Origin of the sequence: Arcobacter suis CECT 7833 (assembly GCF_003544815.1) — a bacterium.
Lineage (GTDB): Bacteria > Campylobacterota > Campylobacteria > Campylobacterales > Arcobacteraceae > Aliarcobacter > Aliarcobacter suis.
Window position 1 is genome coordinate 1 of the sequence record NZ_CP032100.1, and the last position, 17190, is coordinate 17190.

A 17190-nucleotide genomic window follows, 5' to 3' on the forward strand; every position below is an offset into this window, starting at 1 on the left:
ATGACAACCAAAGATTTTCAAACAATAATTCAAAAAGAAGCTTCAAAAACAGATTTTGAAAGATACTTAAAACAATTAGTTTATAAAAAAGTATCTTCTGACGAAAAAATCGCTATTTTTGAAGTAAATAACAAGTACATTGCCTCTTGGATAAAGAGTAAATTTACTGGTTTAATTCAACACTGCTTTGAAATTTTTGATGGTTCAAAACCTTCTATTGAAATAAAACTTGCTGGTGAAAAAAAATCTAAAAAAGAGATTTTAAAAGAGCAAGTTCAAAATGAAACTGCCGAAAGTACCATATTAAATCCGTCATATACATTTGATTCTTTTGTTGTTGGACCTTCTAATCAAATGGCATACAATGCTTCACTTGCCGTTTCAAATAAACCTGGAATTCAATATAATCCTTTGTTTATTTATGGAGGAACTGGACTTGGAAAAACTCACCTTTTACAAGCAGTTGGAAATTATGCTATTGAAAAGGGAAATACTGTTATTTATGTAACTATTGAACAGTTTATGAACGATTTTACTTTCTCTTTAAAAAATAAAAGCATGGAACATTTTAGAAATAAATATAGAAAATGTGATGTACTTTTAATTGATGATATTCAGTTTTTAAGTGGAAAAGAGCAAACTCAAGAAGAGTTTTTTCACACTTTCAACGAATTACACAATGCAAAAAAACAAATAGTAATGACATCAGATAGACTTCCTTCACAAATTGCCGGTCTTGTTGATAGATTAAAATCAAGATTTGAATGGGGTTTAACAGCAGATGTTCAAATTCCAGGACTTGAGACAAAAATAGCAATTATTGAAAAGAAATCAGATTTAAATGGAATTTCTCTAAGTAGAGAAATCATTAATTTCATTGCAACTACGCTTGATAACTCAATTAGAGAGATTGAGGGTGTTTTAATTAGAATTAATGCGAGTGCATCTTTACTAAATCAAGAAATCACTCTTCCAATGGTTCAAAATTTATTAAAAGATCAAATAAAAGAGACAAAAGAGAATATCAAACTTCCTGATGTTATAAATATTGTTGCAAATCAATTAAATATTAAGCCAAGTGATATAAAATCTAAAAAAAGAACTGCAACTGTTGCAAATGCTAGAAGAATAGTAATTTATCTAACAAGAGAATTAACTCATAACTCTATGCCAGATATTGCAAAGTTTTTAGGAATGAAAGATCACAGTTCAATTTCGCACAATATTAAAAAAGCAAATGAGTTAATTGAAAAAGATGAAAACTTTAAATTAATTATTGAAAATTTAAAGAATAAAATCATCAACAAGGAGTGGTAAAACTTTAGAACAAAATAAGTTTTAAAGACTTATGTGAAAAGATGTGAATACAAAGACAATTTTAATCACTGGGGTAAAGTTCGTCTCAGCAGTGTTTTAAAAGGTATTTTCATCTTTTCACATGAACTACTACTTCCACTAAATTAAATAAAAATATAGGAGATAAAATGAGATTTGTAATTACAAAGAATATTCTTGAAAATGTAATAGCTTCAATGCAACCTTTTTTAGAAAAAAAAGATTCTAGTGCAATCACATCACATATATATTTAGAAATAAATAATGCGAAATTAATTATAAAAGCAACAGACTATGAAATTGGTTTAGAATCATACATTGATAATATTACTGATACAGTAGATGGAAAAGCAACAGTTAATGGTTCTAATCTTTTAGGAATTATAAAAAGATTAAAAAATGAAGAAATTACTGTAGAAGTTACAAATAATAATCTAGTAATAAGACAGAATAAATCAACTTTTAAATTACCAACTTATGATGCTGATGAATTTCCATCATTAAATAAATCAGAAAATTTAAAAGAATTATCAATTTCAACTATAAATTTTATAAATTCAATCAGAAAAATAACACCTGCAATTGATAACAACAATCCAAAATTTGAATTAAATGGTGCATTATTAGATATAAAAAGTCAAAAAATAAATTTTGTATCAACTGATACAAGAAGACTAGCAGTTTCATATTTACAAAATATTACAAATCAAGAAGCACAATTTATTATTCCTAAAAAAGCAATTATTGAAATTCAAAAACTATTTTTAGATGAAGCAAAAATTTCTTATGATGATACATATTTAGTAATTTCAAATGATAATACTAAATTCTCTACAAAACTAATAAATGGAAAATTTCCTGATTATGAAAGAATTATTCCAAATACTTTAAAATATAATTTTCCATTACCAAAAAGTATGTTAGTTGAATCTATAAAACTTGTAACTTCATTATTTTCAAATATTAAAATCACATTTAACTCAACATCAATTCTTTTTGAATCACTTGATGAAGATAGTGAATCAAAAACTCAAATTGATATTGATTTAAATATTGAAAAAGAGTTTTATTTAGCTGTTAATGCCAAATATTTATTAGATTTTTTAAGTATGTCGCATAATGAAAAAATCAAAATAGGCTTTAATGAATCAAATTTACCATTTTATTTAGAAGATGATAAATTTTTTACTATTGTAATGCCAATAGTTTTAGAAAAATAAAAAATTAAACAAAAATAAGGAAATCTATAATGAGTCAACAAGAATACGGCGCTAGTAACATTAAAGTTTTAAAAGGTCTTGAAGCTGTAAGAAAAAGACCAGGTATGTATATTGGTGATACAAATACAAATGGTCTTCATCACTTAGTATATGAAGTAGTAGATAACTCTATTGATGAAGCAATGGCTGGTTATTGTAAAAATATTAAAGTTACTATGACAAAAGATCATTGGATTAAAGTTGAAGATGATGGAAGAGGAATTCCTACAGCTATTCATGAAGGTGAAGGTATAAGTGCAGCAACTGTTGTTTTAACTGTACTACATGCTGGTGGAAAATTTGATAAAGATACTTATAAAGTTTCTGGTGGACTTCATGGAGTTGGGGTTTCTGTTGTAAATGCATTATCAAAACATTTAAAAATGACTATTTATAGAGAAGGGAAAATCCATTATCAAGAATTCAAATGTGGTATTCCGCAAGGAGTTTTAGAAGTTATTGGTGAAAGTCCAAGAAAAACTGGAACTACTATTGAGTTTTTAGCAGATGATTCTATTTTTGAAGTAAGTAAATATGAATTTGCAATTTTGGCAAAAAGATTTAGAGAAGTTGCATATTTAAATTCATTTATATCAATTACTTTAGATAATGAAATTACAAAAACAAAAGAAGTTTATCATTTTGAAGGTGGTCTAAAACAATTTGTTGAAGATATGAATAAAGATACTGCGGTTTGTGATGCTGTTGCTTTTAATGACAATATTGAAGGTGTTGAAGTTGATATTGCTGTTATGTATAACGATACTTATGTTGAAAAAACTTTATCATTTGTAAATAATATTAGAACAATTGATGGTGGAACTCATGAAGCTGGTTTTAAAGCAGGACTTACAAGAAGTATTGTTAAATATTTAAATGAAAATGCAGCAGCTAGGGAAAAAGATACAAAAATTACTGGTGATGATGTAAGAGAAGGTTTAATTGCTGTTATTTCTGTAAAAGTTCCAGAACCACAATTCGAGGGACAAACAAAAAGTAAATTGGGTTCATCTTATGTAAAAGCAATTACACAAAAATTAACTGGTGATGCGTTAGATAAATACTTTGAAGAAAATCCACAACAAGCAAAAGCTATTATGGAAAAATCTTTAATGGCAGCTCGTGGTAGAGAAGCAGCTAAAAAAGCAAGAGATTTAACTAGAAAAAAAGATGCAATGACAGTTGGAACACTTCCAGGTAAACTAGCTGAATGTCAATCAAAAGATCCAGCAATTAGAGAATTATATCTAGTAGAAGGGGATTCTGCTGGAGGTTCTGCAAAACAAGGAAGAGATAGAGTTTTCCAAGCGATTTTACCACTAAAAGGTAAGATTTTAAATGTTGAAAAATCAAGACTTGATAAAATTTTAAAATCAGATGAGATTAGAAATATCATCACTGCACTTGGTTGTGGAATTGGTGAAGATTTTGATGGTGAAAAAGTTAGATATCATAAAATCATCATTATGACCGATGCCGATGTTGATGGAAGCCATATTCAAACGCTTTTATTAACTTTCTTCTTTAGATTTTTAAGACCAGTTATTGAAAGAGGTTATTTATATATTGCTCAACCACCACTTTATAGATATAAAAAAGGTAAAAATGAAATATATCTAAAAGATGATTCAGCATTATCTGCATTTTTAATTGAAAATGGTTTAGAATCATTTAGTTTTGAAGGTTTAGGATACAACGATTTATTAGATTTATTTAAAATAGTTTCAAGATATAGAAGTATGTTAGGACAACTAGGGAAAAGATATTCTTTACTTGAAGTGTTAAAATATATAATCGAAAACAGTGATTTTGTAAATCTTGATTTTACATCTTTATATGAAAAAATAAAAGATTTTTTAGATGCTAAAGGTTATAACATTCTTTCTAAAAGTGTTACGGATAATAAAATTCAATTATTTGTTCAAACAAATGAAGGTTTAGAAGAGTTAATTATTGATGAAGAATTATTTGCATCACCATATTTTAGTGAAGCAACATATATTTATAATAAACTTGTTGAAAGAGATTTAACAGTATTTGAAGGAAGAGATTTATTAGATATTTTAGATGATATTGAAACTCTAGCTAAAAAAGGTGCTTATATTCAAAGATATAAAGGTCTTGGAGAGATGAATCCTGAGCAATTATGGGAAACTACTATGATTCCTGATAATAGAAGGCTTTTAAGGGTTAAAATAGAAGATGCAGAGGTTGCAAGTGATACATTTACTCTATTTATGGGTGATGAAGTTGAACCTAGAAGAAATTATATTGAAGAACATGCAAGAGATGTTGAACATCTTGATGTTTAAAAACTAATCATTGAAAGATAACAATAATAATTTACTATTGTTATCTTTTATACAACTTCTCCTCAAATTAAATATAAAATTTAGCTATAATAACAATATAAATTATAGCTTTGGAGGAAAAATGAATTTATTAATTAAAAACATTAGTGAACTTTTAGATATTGCTTTAAAAACTACTTCTTTTGATGAAATGTTACTCTTAAAAAATCATTCATCAATGGCTATTAGAAGAAATTTAGCTAGAAACTCAAATTTAAATCAAGAAATCATTGATTCTTTATTATATGATCCTGTACAAAATGTTTCTTATATTGCTTCTATAAATCCTAATAACAAAAATTTTGAACGAACTTTTGGAAAGTTAAGACCTTGTGTTTTATGTAATAAGAATCAAAGTGATTGTAATTTTTGTCAGGAAACAATTAGCCATAGTTTTTAAATTGTAACTCTTATAAGTCTTTTTTGGGTAAAATAGGCAAAAATTATATTTATAAAAGGGTACAAAAATTATGGAAATGAAATATGGTGAAAGAGAAATATTAGAATTTGATATTAATAAAGAAGAAAATTTTTGGCCAAATATACATGAAAAGAATTATATTATAGATATTGAATTACCTGAATTTATGGCAAAATGTCCACGAAGTGGATACCCAGATTTTGCAACTATAAAAATACAATACTCTCCAAATAAAAGAGTTATTGAGTTAAAAGCATTAAAAATTTATATTAATTCATTTATGTTTAGAGAAGTTTCTCATGAGAATTCAATAAATGAAATTTTTGATACTTTATATGCTAAATTAGAACCTAAATGGATGAAAGTAATTGGTGATTTTAAACCAAGAGGAAATGTACATACAGTTATTGAAATAGATAGCTCAAAGTTTTAGGACTTAAATCTTGGAAAGATTAGTTACAACTTCACAAGCAGCTGAAATATTGGGCTTGTCTTTACAAGGTATACATTATCGAATTAAAAAAGATCAATTAAAATCTATAAAAAAAGATGGTAAAACTTTTGTTTATATACCTAATGAAACAAAAGTCGATACTGCTCAAAATAAACCTAAAGTTGAATCTTCTAGTAAAACATCTAATTTTGACTCTATAAAAGCTGTTATTGATGTTAAAAATGAACAAATTGAGCTTTTAAAAAAATCAATGAAATGGATGAAAAAACAATATATTTCAGAAATTTTTAGATTAGAAAAAAACCAAAAAAGAATTATAGAAGTTTTTAATTCAGAAATAAAACTTTTACAAAGTGCTTTTAATGAAATGCGTTCTATTTATAAACCACAATTAGAGTCTAATTTAAAAAATAAAATAGATGAAAATAAAGCTGATTTTATTAGTGTAAAAGATTTTTTTGTTTTAATGAAAAGATATAATAAAACAGAACAAGAAATAAAATCAATGATTTTTAATGGAATAAAAATAGGTGATAAAAGATTTATTTATAATAAAGTAGAAAAAAAGTTGTTGATTTTGAATTCAGATTTTTTGGATTTGATATAAAAAAAGAGTACAAAAGTACTCTTCTCCAGATACCCAAACACACCATTAAATAAAGTGCCTTGCTATGTTCCCATCCTGGGGCTTTGCCTTAAATAACAATTGTAAGGGTCTAAAGAAGAGCATTCAAAATATTTTAAATATTCTCAATGTTCTTCTTTTAAAGATGGGAATTATATCTTAAATATCTTTATATTTTGCTTTGAAAGGTAAACATGGTTTATTTTATACTTTTTATAACAGCACTTATTTCAGCAACGTTATTTCCTCTTGGAAGTGAAGCTTTACTTGTTTATGATATTAAACAAGGATACAACATATATTTTTTACTTTTATTTGCAACTTTAGGAAATAGTTTGGGCTCAGTTATAAACTATTTTTTAGGTTTAAAAGGAGAAGAATATCTTCTAAAAAAATCTTTATTAAAAGAAGAATATATAATTAAAAGTAAGAATTATTTTGATAAATATGGTGCTTTTTCTATTCTTTTTTCTTGGTTACCAATAGTTGGTGATCCAATCACTTTTGTAGCGGGTATTTTAAAATATGATTTTAAGAAATTCCTAATTTTAGTTATTGTGGCAAAATTTTCTAGATATTTATTTTTGGTTTTAATAATTTAAGAAGAGGTAAATACACAAAAGTATATTTACCTAGGAGAGTGTTAAAAATCAGATACGTTAGCGTGAGCTTCTCTAACGCTCATTGATATATCAGATCTAAATTTTTGTTCTTTAACTTCAGGAAGCATTAATCCCTTAGCTTTATGTTCTCTTATTTTATAAGTTCCATCTTCATGTCCAGATAAATAATATGAACTAAAATCAACCGTATAAGGCATATCCCAAACAATTGCACCAGCTGTTGGACAGGCTTCTGCACATCTTGGTGCATCAGCGTGATCAACACACTCAACACATGATTCAGGTTTTACATATAAAATCCCATCTTGTGGATTTTTTTCATTTCCGTCTGGTAATATTGCTGCAACTGGACATTCTGATGCACATGCTTCGCAACTTATACATTCTTCAGTAATTTTAACTGCCATTTTCTATCCTTTTTTATAAAAATATAAAAAGTAGATGCAAATATTATTCCACTATGAGTTTTAATTAGCTAATTTTCTAAATAAAATCTCTTTTGTTGGTTCTTGGGTTGAATTTTCATTATATTTTAATTCAACATCTTCTTCTTTATCAATGTATTTTCTTGTTATTCTACATTTTTCAAGATTGTTTTCTGATGGAATTATGTATTGTAAAGGAAGCATTATATTTTCAATAATTCCTCTTAATCCCCTTGCTCCAACATCTTTTTCAACTGCTATTTCTGCAATTCTTTCTAATGCTTCATCTGTAAATTCTAATTCAACTCCATCAAGTTCAAACAAAATTTCATATTGTTTGATAATTGCATTTTTAGGCTCTTTTAGAACTCTAATTAAATCTTCTTTTGAAAGTTTATTTAGTTCAGCAATTACTGGAATTCTTCCTATAAATTCTGGAATTAACCCAAAAGAAATAAGTTCTTTTGCTTCAATAGGTTTTCTTTCAGATAATTCATCTTCTTTTTTTAAGAATCCCATTTTAGGAGCTTTTTTACTTTTTTTAACGCTATCATCTTCTCTTAATCCAACAAATGCTCCACCACAAATAAATAAAACATGTGTTGTATCAAAAAGAATTGTTTCAGCAGATGAGTTTTTTCTACTTCCTTTTACAGGAACGTAAACTTCTGCACCCTCAAGAATTTTTAATAGTCCTTGTTGAACACCCTCTCCACTTACATCTCTTCCACTTGTTGAGCTTTCGCTTTTATTTGCAATTTTGTCGATTTCGTCAATATAAACGATTCCTCTTTTTGCTTTTTCTAAATCATAATCTGCACTTGCTAATAATCTTGAAAGAATTGATTCAACATCTTCTCCAACATAACCAGCTTCAGTTAATGCAGTGGCATCAGCAACCGCAAATGGAACATCCATGATTCTAGCAAGGGATTTTGCAAGAAGAGTTTTACCACTTCCTGTAGGACCAATAAGCATAATGTTTGATTTTTCTATTTCAACATTTTTAACCACTGGTTTATCAATTCTTTTATAGTGATTATATAAAGCAACTGCTAAAACTTTTTTAGCTTCAACTTGACCAATTACATAATCATCTAAATGTTCTTTTATTTTAATAGGAACACTAAGTCCCTTTTGGAACTCTTTTTTGCTATCTTTGATAAGTTCTTTTTCAAGAACTTTTGAACACATTGTCACACATTCATCACAAATGTGTGAAACTTCACTTGAGAATATTTTTTTTACTTCTGTAATCTCTTTACCACAGAAATCGCAATTAAATTTTTCACTCATGGCTTTTTATAAATTCATTAATACTCACATCTAAATTAGTTAAATTGTGAGTTTTAATAAATTTATCCTCTTTTTTTGTTAATTCTTTTTTGTCAAGTACAGTTGTACCACCTTTTAAATCAACAGTTATTTCATTAGCAACCATTCTAAAAGTGTCTTTTGAGAAATCAACACCTATAAATAAATATTCTTTATTTTTTCTGTGTTCTTTTAAAATAGGAGGTATTGCATAACCACCCATAGCTTCAGTTAACCAATCAACAAAATCAGCATCTGATATAATAAAATTCATTTCAGGTTTAGTTGAACCCATTGGTTTAAATAAAATTGGTAAGTCTAAAGTTAAATTTTCTTTTTCGATTCGAGTGTAAGTTTTAGTAGTTACATCAAAAGAATAAATTAAATATCTATCCCAATCAGCTGTAATTCTTGAAACACCTGTAATTAAAAAGTGTTTACAGTCACTGTAGATTTTTTGTAAGCTATCATCCATATTTGTATCGATGATATATTTGGGTTTAATTGTTTGTAACCATTTATAAACAGCAGGAAGTTCATACTCTTTTGAAGAGAAAATATGATTTGTCATTTGAATAATGAACTCTCTACCTTTTCTTTGTTCTAAACTCATTGCAGCTCTTGAGTATTCATACATAAGTCTTGGACTCATAGCTCTTCCATTATTAAGGCTTAAAATCATTGAATCACTATCAAATGGAAGTTGAGCTCCATCGCTATTTTTTGTATCTTTAAATATACCCATTCCTAAAAAGGGTATAAGTTCTCCATCTTGTATTTTCTTTAGTATATTATCATCCATGACATCCAGCTCCTGTGTATGACTGATATACCTTGTTTAACTCTACTCTAATTCGATCTAAATTTAGTGGAGAATCTAAGTTACTTGGCATATCAATATGATAGATGGCACCGTCTTTACCGATTAAAAAAAGTGCTTTTGTCAATCTATTTTCTAAGCTACCACTTACAATTTTTGTTCCGTACATATTTGCAAACTCTTCATTCACATCAAATACAGGAATAATTTTCTTAAATTCGTATGGAAACACAATGTTCTCATTAAAGATAATATATGTGAATATATCGACCTTTGCATCATTTATAAACTCATCAAAAGCTATAATTTCTTCGCTAAAATCATCAAAATTTGGAAATGACAAAAATACTTGAATATTTCTATTTGGGCTTGCTTTTTTGATGTTTACTTCTTCATTATTTAGATTAATTACATCAAAATTTTCTGCCATATAACCAATATCTATAAAATCATCTGTTAGTTGCATTTCTTCATTTTTGTATAGTATTTTAGATTTCATATTTTTTTATTTTATACCCCATTTGTCTAAGAGTTATTCCTAACTCTGATGCTGCATTTGACTGATTGTAATCGTTATTTTCAAGTGCTTCAATAATCGCTTCTTTTTCTAGTTCTTCTAAAGTTAAAATCTTTTTAGAAATAGGTTTATAATCGCTTTTTAGTTTTTGATCATTAAGTGCTGGCAGTAGTAGTAACATATCATATTTATTAATTCCATCTTCATTTCCCATTAGTACAATTCTTTCAATTGTATTTTCTAACTCTCTTACGTTGCCCGGCCACGGGTAACTACAGAGTGCATCCATTGCTTCATCTGTAATGGTTACTCTTTTTTTATGATTTTTTATTGATCTTTCAAGGAAGAAATTAACTAATTGTTTAATATCCTCACCTCGTTCTCTAAGTGGTGGTAAATCAATAGGGATTACATTTAATCTATAATATAAATCTTCTCTAAATTTGCCATCTTTTACCATTTGTTCAAGGTTTCTATTGGTAGCAGCCACAAGTCTTACATTTACTTTTATTGTTTTACTTCCACCAACTCTTTCAAATTCTCTTTCTTGTAGAACTCTAAGAAGTTTTACTTGTGCAGATGAGCTAATATCGCCTATTTCATCTAAAAACAGAGTTCCCCCATCAGCTAGTTCAAATCTTCCTTTTCTTGTCTCTCTTGCATCTGTAAAGGCACCTTTTTCATGACCAAAAAGTTCACTTTCAAGTAAAGTATCTGTAATTGCAGCACAGTTTAATTTGATAAATGGTTCATCTTTTCTATTACTTCTTTTATGAATAGCAGCAGCAACAAGCTCTTTTCCAGTTCCTGTTTCACCTCGAACTAATACTGTAACATCAGATTGGGCAATTCGTTGGATAACTTTGAAAACTTGCTCCATTTTTGGGCTATCTCCAATGATATCGCCAAAATTATGAACTTTAGAATCCCACTCCATTTTGTAATAAAGTTTTAGTTCTTGAAGTCTTTCTTTTTCTTTTTGATTTAATTGGAAAGAGTGTATAGTTTGAGCAAAAATAGAACTTACAATACTTAGAATTCTAACTGTATCATCAAGTTGTATTTCAGCAGTTTTTGTAATTACTGCACCTAAAACACCAATAGCAACATTATCAATTATCATCGGAACTGCAACATAAGATTTACCATTAAAATCTCTTTTTCCTGATTTATTTAGAAAAAGTGAATTGTTATGAATATTTTCAACAACAACAGGTTCTTTTGATTCTGCTACCATTCCAGTAACTCCCTCACCTACTTTATAAGATGCAAGAGTTTTTTGAAATTTTGATAACTCAATAGATGCAAAAACATTTAAGACATCATCTTCTAAAATATGTACTACGCAATTCTCAAGATTTAATGAATTTTTTAATATTTTCATTGACTTTTCTAGTGAAGTTTGTAGGTCATAATGATTAGAAATTACTGAAGATATCTCATAAAGAGTTGTTAATTCTCTTATTGTAAGACAGCTCATACAAGCAGATTTATCAAACATTTTTGCCTCCTATTTTTTTGAATACTTTTATTATAACGATTTTATAAATCATAATGAATATCCATTTATATAAAAAACATACAGTATTCTAATCTGCAATTTTTTTACATACTTCTTCTTTAGGAAGTTTTTTAATACCAGGTTGTATCCACCAAATTTCACCATTTGAAAGTGTTGCATTTCCACCCCATTTTTCTTCTGTATCAAACTCTATTTCTTCAATAGTTTCTTCCATATCTTTTTTTGCAAAATAAAATGATACAACACCATCAACTTCTCTTAACATAACTTTTGCCATTTATTACTCCTTGTTTATAAATAAATTTCTGAATTTTCTTAATAACTCATTTTCTTTAAATGAGATTCTAAAGAAACCTTTTTTTAACTCTTTAACTACAAAACTTCTATCAAAATGTTTAGAAATAAAAGGGAAATCTTCCCTAAAATGAGCTCCTCTACTTTCATCTCTTTTTTGTGCACATAATATTATTGCTTCTGATATTTCAAGGGCATTTCTCAGTTCTAAAATTGCAGATAACTCTACATTGTTATTTTTTTCTTTGTTTATACAATGTAAGCTATAAGATATTTGTCTTAAATATTTTACATAATCAAAAGCTTCTGTTAGGCTTTTTTCATTTTTGATAATCCCAACTTTTTCAAATAAACATTTTCCTAAACTTATTCTAATTGCATTAAAGTTTTTAGTTGTATCTCCTTGAAAAATGTATTCAATCATTTCAATATCTTTTACAACAGTGTTATAATTTATTGGTGAAAATTCATTTGTATTTGCATACTCTTTTGCGGTAATTCCTGCAAGATTTCCAAAAACACAACCTTCAAGTAAAGAGTTTCCTCCTAGTCTATTTGCTCCATGAACTCCATTTGAAGCCATTTCTCCACAAACATAAAGACCTTTTATATCACAGCTAGTCATATTTACATCAACTCCACCCATTGTGTAGTGGGCAACTGGTTTTATTTCTAATAACTCTTCCGCAATATTTATTCCACTTTGATTTAGTGCAGCATTATAAAGAGAAGGAAGTTTTTGTTGGATTTTTTCAATTCCAAGATGTCTTAAATCAATAAAAACTTTTTTACCTTCTAGTTGTTCTTTTAAAATCGCTCGTGCTACTTCATCTCTGGTTCCCAATTCATTTATAAATCTTAAACCTTCACTATTTACCAAGTAACCACCCTCTCCTCGTGCTGCTTCTGTTACTAAATAGTTTGTTTTTACAAAACCAGTTGGATGAAACTGAACAAATTCCATATCTTTTAAATCAAGCCCAGCTCTTAATGCAACCGCTAATAAATCTCCTGTATAATCAGGTGCATTTGTAGAATAACCTCTATAAATTCCAGCATATCCACCACCTGCAAGAACTACAGCTTTTGAGGCATATATTGTTACTTGCGAGTTCTCTTTATTTAAAGCGATTACTCCACTTACTCTATCTTGATATTTTGCAAGATTTAAAATAAAAGTGTTTGGTAAAAATGTAATTCCTTTACTTTTTGCTTTTTTAATAAGTGCCATTGTAATTGCACTTCCTGTTTTATCTCCAACATAACAAGTTCTATTTGAATTTCCACCACCAAATGGTCGTTGTAGAATCTTTTTATTTTCATCTCTATCAAACTCAACACCATAATCGACTAATTTATCAATAATCGATGAAGCTTGTTTACACATATAAGTAATTGCTTTTTTATTTCCAATACCTTTTGCAGAATTAAAAGTATCGTTAATATGTTGATTTATCTCTTTTGAATTATTTATGTCAAGAACAGCATTTATTCCGCCACTTGCCATTGATGAATTTGATTTAAATAGATTTCCCTTTGTGATAAGTGCAACTCTATTTTGTTCATCTTTTGCTTCAATTGCTGCCATTAAACCAGCAATTCCACCACCAACTACAATTACATCATAAATCATTTATACTCGATACATTAAATCGTATTTAGCTCTTGAAGTTGCAGCTACTTTTGTGATTTCTAGATTTTTTTTGATATGAATAGGAACTTTTGAAGCAAAAAGTGATGAAATTAACCCAGGAGTTGAACGAACAAATTGAAGTGCAAGTTGAATATCATTTTCCAATACCATTTTTGAATCAAGTAAATAACCAGTTTCTGGTTTAAATGATTTTTTAAATAGATTCATTTGAAGAAGTGATGAACTAGAAATTACTCCAATTTTTAATCTGTGAGCAGCTTGCAGTAAAGTACAATCTTCTCCTTTTACTTTTTGAGTAGGCATTGTATATATAGATGTTTTTCCCATATTAAATGGAGTTTGGATATATTTGAAATTGTGATTATCTCCACCTACTTTGATGGCAATATCTACTAAATCTTCTAAATTTATATGTTCGTTTGTGCTTTCATCAATAAAACCATTCCAAACGGCAATTCCGTAATATTTTATCATTCCCATTTCTACCATTTTTTCAAATCTTCTAAAAATAGTTTCGATTTTTTTTAGGAATTTTTTATACCCTAGTTTTGAAACTTGAATTTCTGGATTATGTAAAAAATAAATATCAATAGTTTTTACACCCAAATTTTCAAGGGATTTTTTACATGACCATTCCAAATAATCAGGAGTCATACAGTGTTGGTCTAGTTCTATATCATCTTTTGTAGCTAATGAATTATTAATTATATTCTCTTCAATCCATTTATAAGGATTCTCTGGAAATGGATATTCTAACTGAATAAACCCACCCTTTGAACATATAATTAATTCTTCTCTTTTTGTAACACCTTCTTCAAATAACTCTTCTAAAGCAATACCAATCTCTTTTTCACTTTGTCCATATCTGTAGTTACTTGCTGTATCTATTAGATTAATTCCACTTTTTACAGCTTCTTTAACGCCTTCGATATAATGAAACAGATAATTTTCTTCTTTATATGGTTCTTTGTTGAATGTACCTAACCCTAATTTTGAAAATATTAAATCGTTGTGTTTGATATAAAAATCTTTGTAATGTGAGAATTTTTTTGCAAAATTGTAAGTGTCATCAAATGTTGCTATCATGATTTTTTTCTTCTTTTTCTAAAATTACATAATAACAAGGGAATAAACGAGGTTTATCCCCTTATCAATATTTAAAGGTGTACTTAACACTATGCAAGAAGTGTTCCATAAATCAGATTTTTCTCTTTTAATCTTTTTGACTTAATAATTATTATAAAGCAATAAGTTTAGAAAAATAATTTTTTAGACTTTTGAAATATTTCTTGTGTGAACAAAAATAAATAAATTATATTTTCACTCTCTTTGTTTTTAGAATACCGATGTATATGTATTTATATAGAGAACGGTATATAATTTTTATACAGCAAATTCAAAAATATAACCTTAAAATTAAGCTTAATTTTATAATCACAAGCCTATGATTCTTTAATAAAATAACTAAAAATAAAAAGGACAAATTATGAAAACAAGTGCAAGAAATGAATTAACTGGGAAAATCACAAACATTATTGATGGAGCTGTGATGAGTGAAGTAAAAATTACAGTTTCTTCTGAGGTAACTATTAGTGCAACAGTTACAAAAGAGGGAATTCACTCTTTAGGAGCTAAATTAAATGATAATGTTACTGCAATCATTAAAGCTTCTTCTATTATTATTACAAAAGATGCAGTAAAAACAACTGCTAGAAATGTATTAAAAGGAAAAGTTGTTGAAGTTATAAAAGGTGCTATTAATAGTGAAGTAAAACTTTCTTTAGGAAATAGCATAATTTCTGCAGTTGTAACAAATGATGCTATCGAAGATTTATCAATCAAAGCTTCTGAAGATGCTTATGCAATATTCAAAGCTTCAAGTGTAATTTTAATCGCTTAATAATATAGGGTTTTCCCTATATTTATATAATCTTTAATCTACTACTAATATTTGCCATTCCGCAGTTATAAACAGAACTTGTAACCACTCCATCAATTTTATATGAAGCGTATTTTTCTATATTTGTTAGGTTTATTCCACCTGCTACTAAGATTTTTACATTTGGGAAGTTTTCATTTTTGAAGGTGATGATTTTTTCTAACTCTTCAAAATCTATTTTATCAAGTTGAATTACATCAACTCCAACTTTCATTAGATTTATGCTATCTTTTAAACTTTCACTTTCTACATTTAGTTTTTTTTCTGGGATTTTTGTTTTTATTCTTTTTAAATCTTCGTAAAACTCTTCGTTGTTTTTATACAATATTCTATGTCCTTCAAAATATAGAACAGTTTCTGAAAGGTTCAGTCTATGAGGCATTGCTCCACCACAAAAGGCTGCTTTTATACAAAATCTTTTTGAAAAGGGAAAGGTTTTTCTAGTTGTTAGAAGTTCACAAAAAGGATTGATTTTTTCTATTTTTTCTTTCATTTGGTAGGCATAAGTGCTTATTTTACAACTATATTCTAAAAGTATTTGGGTTAATCTCCAAGCTTTGTGAATATCTTCATAAAGACCTGAAAATCTCAAAATTGTGCCATCTTTTTCTATTTTGTTTTTACTTTTTTCAAAAAAATCAACTTTACAATTTAGAAGTTCAGCTATTTTTGAAGCTTCTTCACTACAAGAAACGATAATATCTTCCCTTGTGTAAACTTCAATTTGAGCAATTGCATTGTTACAATTTTGTAAACTTGTTGTCAAATCAAAATATGGTAAATCATCTTGGATATATTTTTCTAACTCAGAAGTTGTTAAATTAAACATTTTTTCTCTTTTCCCAAGAAATAAACGCCCAATTTAGATAATCTGGAGTTTCTTTATATTTATAGGTATTATTGAAATACTCTTTTAATGTATTCTTTTCTTCATTTGAGAGCTGACCTAAACTCCAGCTGATTTTTTCTATAAATTCTTCAGCTGTACTACTTCCAAATTTTGTATTTTCACTTAAAATAAAATCTACTTTGGCATAAATTCCCATACTATGAAGTATATTTAATAAATAGATGTAATCAGGTCTTGGAAAAACTTTCCTTGAAAGTTGGTTTAATATTTCAGCATCTATAAAAGTTCCACCAACTTTTGTTGTTAAATAAACTCTTTTATTCGCTTTTGAATTTAGTTTTAAAATGGCATCTTTAACATCTTTTACTTCCATTGAGCGAGAAGCCACAACAATATCAGCATTTGGAACTTCATCCCAGTTATCTTCCCATGATTTATGAATAGTGTTGACATGGTTTAGATTTTTTTCTTTACAATTGTTTTTTACACAATCTAACATTCCTAAAGAGTAATCAAGGGCATAAACTTTTTGAATTTTAGAAGCAATCGCTAAACAAATAGTTCCAGGACCACAACCTACATCCAAAAGTGAAGAAGCATCAGTAAAATCAATTTTGTCTATAAAATCTTTTGTGTAGATACTTTTTTGAACATTTGTATTCATACTATTTGCTCGTTTGTCCCAATCTTGACTACTTTTACCTTTAAAAGTTGAGCTTTTCATTTGCTCTTTAAAAAGTTTTGCAAAATCTAAATTGTCTAAATTTGTTTGAATTAATCCCATAAT

Annotated in this window: 18 protein-coding genes and 1 other RNA gene; 8 read left to right on the top strand and 11 right to left on the bottom strand. The window is 27.7% G+C overall.

All coding sequences use genetic code 11. The features are described from left to right. From dnaA to ASUIS_RS00030, 6 genes are all read left to right on the top strand, one after another. On the top strand, positions 1-1317 hold the full coding sequence (dnaA, locus tag ASUIS_RS00005; RefSeq protein WP_118885106.1) for a chromosomal replication initiator protein DnaA: 1317 nt from the start codon (positions 1-3) through the stop codon (positions 1315-1317). A gap of 167 nt (positions 1318-1484) precedes the next feature. Continuing rightward, positions 1485-2555 (top strand): DNA polymerase III subunit beta, encoded by a 1071-nt coding sequence (gene dnaN, locus ASUIS_RS00010; RefSeq protein ID WP_118885107.1) that lies wholly within the window; start codon positions 1485-1487, stop codon positions 2553-2555. Positions 2556-2584: 29 nt separating this feature from the next. Beyond that, entirely contained in the window at positions 2585-4906 is a 2322-nt protein-coding gene (gene gyrB / locus ASUIS_RS00015; RefSeq protein ID WP_118885108.1) for a DNA topoisomerase (ATP-hydrolyzing) subunit B, read from the top strand. A gap of 121 nt (positions 4907-5027) precedes the next feature. Further along, entirely contained in the window at positions 5028-5345 is a 318-nt protein-coding gene (locus tag ASUIS_RS00020; protein WP_118885109.1) for a hypothetical protein, read from the top strand. 76 nt (positions 5346-5421) lie between these two features. Beyond that, positions 5422-5799, top strand: coding sequence for a preQ(1) synthase (queF, locus tag ASUIS_RS00025; protein WP_192894409.1), 378 nt, complete (start codon positions 5422-5424; stop codon positions 5797-5799). A 10-nt stretch (positions 5800-5809) separates the two neighbouring features. Continuing rightward, positions 5810-6427 carry a DNA-binding protein gene (locus ASUIS_RS00030; protein ID WP_118885111.1) on the top strand — a complete coding sequence of 206 codons (618 nt, stop codon included), beginning with the start codon at positions 5810-5812 and terminating at the stop codon, positions 6425-6427. Positions 6428-6446: 19 nt separating this feature from the next. Here the strand turns inward: ASUIS_RS00030 and ffs are convergent. Further along, an RNA gene (gene ffs, locus ASUIS_RS14020) (signal recognition particle sRNA small type) lies at positions 6447-6543 on the bottom strand. Positions 6544-6639: 96 nt separating this feature from the next. On the opposite strand from ffs, the gene ASUIS_RS00035 reads away from it, so the two are divergent. Beyond that, entirely contained in the window at positions 6640-7047 is a 408-nt protein-coding gene (locus tag ASUIS_RS00035) for a YqaA family protein (protein ID WP_118885112.1), read from the top strand. A gap of 41 nt (positions 7048-7088) precedes the next feature. Here the strand turns inward: ASUIS_RS00035 and ASUIS_RS00040 are convergent, their stop codons facing one another. From ASUIS_RS00040 to ASUIS_RS00075, 8 genes are all read right to left on the bottom strand, one after another. Next, a complete protein-coding gene (locus ASUIS_RS00040; RefSeq protein WP_118885113.1) occupies positions 7089-7475 on the bottom strand; it encodes a 4Fe-4S dicluster domain-containing protein in 387 nt (128 codons plus the stop codon). Between the two features lie 60 nt (positions 7476-7535). Next, positions 7536-8789 carry an ATP-dependent Clp protease ATP-binding subunit ClpX gene (clpX, locus tag ASUIS_RS00045; protein WP_118885114.1) on the bottom strand — a complete coding sequence of 418 codons (1254 nt, stop codon included), beginning with the start codon at positions 8787-8789 and terminating at the stop codon, positions 7536-7538. Next, positions 8782-9609, bottom strand: a complete 828-nt coding sequence (locus ASUIS_RS00050; protein ID WP_118885115.1) for an SIR2 family protein — start codon at positions 9607-9609, stop codon at positions 8782-8784. Before ASUIS_RS00050 ends, clpX begins: the two co-directional genes overlap by 8 nt. Beyond that, positions 9602-10126, bottom strand: a complete 525-nt coding sequence (locus ASUIS_RS00055; protein ID WP_118885116.1) for a hypothetical protein — start codon at positions 10124-10126, stop codon at positions 9602-9604. Before ASUIS_RS00055 ends, ASUIS_RS00050 begins: the two co-directional genes overlap by 8 nt. Next, positions 10116-11645, bottom strand: a complete 1530-nt coding sequence (locus tag ASUIS_RS00060) for a sigma-54 interaction domain-containing protein (protein WP_118885117.1) — start codon at positions 11643-11645, stop codon at positions 10116-10118. Before ASUIS_RS00060 ends, ASUIS_RS00055 begins: the two co-directional genes overlap by 11 nt. Positions 11646-11733: 88 nt before the next feature. Next, positions 11734-11943: a putative nitrogen fixation protein NifT gene (gene nifT, locus ASUIS_RS00065; RefSeq protein ID WP_118885118.1), complete on the bottom strand. Its 210-nt coding sequence runs from the start codon at positions 11941-11943 to the stop codon at positions 11734-11736. Positions 11944-11946: 3 nt separating this feature from the next. After that, positions 11947-13593, bottom strand: coding sequence for an L-aspartate oxidase (locus ASUIS_RS00070; protein WP_118885119.1), 1647 nt, complete (start codon positions 13591-13593; stop codon positions 11947-11949). After that, positions 13594-14700, bottom strand: a complete 1107-nt coding sequence (locus ASUIS_RS00075) for an aldo/keto reductase (RefSeq protein ID WP_118885120.1) — start codon at positions 14698-14700, stop codon at positions 13594-13596. It lies immediately after the preceding gene. A gap of 400 nt (positions 14701-15100) precedes the next feature. Between ASUIS_RS00075 and ASUIS_RS00080 the strand changes: the two genes are divergently transcribed. Continuing rightward, positions 15101-15514: a TOBE domain-containing protein gene (locus ASUIS_RS00080; RefSeq protein ID WP_118885121.1), complete on the top strand. Its 414-nt coding sequence runs from the start codon at positions 15101-15103 to the stop codon at positions 15512-15514. Positions 15515-15536: 22 nt separating this feature from the next. On the opposite strand, the gene ASUIS_RS00085 is transcribed toward ASUIS_RS00080, so the two are convergent. Both ASUIS_RS00085 and ASUIS_RS00090 read right to left on the bottom strand, forming a co-directional pair. Continuing rightward, the gene (locus ASUIS_RS00085; protein ID WP_118885122.1) at positions 15537-16382 is read right to left on the bottom strand and encodes a beta/alpha barrel domain-containing protein; all 846 of its coding nucleotides are present in this window, start codon (positions 16380-16382) and stop codon (positions 15537-15539) included. Next, on the bottom strand, positions 16375-17187 hold the full coding sequence (locus ASUIS_RS00090) for a class I SAM-dependent methyltransferase (protein WP_118885123.1): 813 nt from the start codon (positions 17185-17187) through the stop codon (positions 16375-16377). Before ASUIS_RS00090 ends, ASUIS_RS00085 begins: the two co-directional genes overlap by 8 nt. Positions 17188-17190 lie beyond the last annotated feature (3 nt).

What these genes read in the sequence shown, in the direction of transcription:
- dnaA (WP_118885106.1), top strand. Translation starts at nt 1, where the DNA reads ATGACAACCAAAGATTTTCAAACAATAATTCAAAAAGAAGCTTCAAAA.
- dnaN (WP_118885107.1), top strand. Translation starts at nt 1,485, where the DNA reads ATGAGATTTGTAATTACAAAGAATATTCTTGAAAATGTAATAGCTTCA.
- gyrB (WP_118885108.1), top strand. Translation starts at nt 2,585, where the DNA reads ATGAGTCAACAAGAATACGGCGCTAGTAACATTAAAGTTTTAAAAGGT.
- ASUIS_RS00020 (WP_118885109.1), top strand. Translation starts at nt 5,028, where the DNA reads ATGAATTTATTAATTAAAAACATTAGTGAACTTTTAGATATTGCTTTA.
- queF (WP_192894409.1), top strand. Translation starts at nt 5,422, where the DNA reads ATGAAATATGGTGAAAGAGAAATATTAGAATTTGATATTAATAAAGAA.
- ASUIS_RS00035 (WP_118885112.1), top strand. Translation starts at nt 6,640, where the DNA reads ATGGTTTATTTTATACTTTTTATAACAGCACTTATTTCAGCAACGTTA.
- ASUIS_RS00040 (WP_118885113.1), bottom strand. Translation starts at nt 7,475, where the DNA reads ATGGCAGTTAAAATTACTGAAGAATGTATAAGTTGCGAAGCATGTGCA.
- clpX (WP_118885114.1), bottom strand. Translation starts at nt 8,789, where the DNA reads ATGAGTGAAAAATTTAATTGCGATTTCTGTGGTAAAGAGATTACAGAA.
- ASUIS_RS00050 (WP_118885115.1), bottom strand. Translation starts at nt 9,609, where the DNA reads ATGGATGATAATATACTAAAGAAAATACAAGATGGAGAACTTATACCC.
- ASUIS_RS00055 (WP_118885116.1), bottom strand. Translation starts at nt 10,126, where the DNA reads ATGAAATCTAAAATACTATACAAAAATGAAGAAATGCAACTAACAGAT.
- ASUIS_RS00060 (WP_118885117.1), bottom strand. Translation starts at nt 11,645, where the DNA reads ATGTTTGATAAATCTGCTTGTATGAGCTGTCTTACAATAAGAGAATTA.
- nifT (WP_118885118.1), bottom strand. Translation starts at nt 11,943, where the DNA reads ATGGCAAAAGTTATGTTAAGAGAAGTTGATGGTGTTGTATCATTTTAT.
- ASUIS_RS00070 (WP_118885119.1), bottom strand. Translation starts at nt 13,593, where the DNA reads ATGATTTATGATGTAATTGTAGTTGGTGGTGGAATTGCTGGTTTAATG.
- ASUIS_RS00075 (WP_118885120.1), bottom strand. Translation starts at nt 14,700, where the DNA reads ATGATAGCAACATTTGATGACACTTACAATTTTGCAAAAAAATTCTCA.
- ASUIS_RS00080 (WP_118885121.1), top strand. Translation starts at nt 15,101, where the DNA reads ATGAAAACAAGTGCAAGAAATGAATTAACTGGGAAAATCACAAACATT.
- ASUIS_RS00085 (WP_118885122.1), bottom strand. Translation starts at nt 16,382, where the DNA reads ATGTTTAATTTAACAACTTCTGAGTTAGAAAAATATATCCAAGATGAT.
- ASUIS_RS00090 (WP_118885123.1), bottom strand. Translation starts at nt 17,187, where the DNA reads ATGGGATTAATTCAAACAAATTTAGACAATTTAGATTTTGCAAAACTT.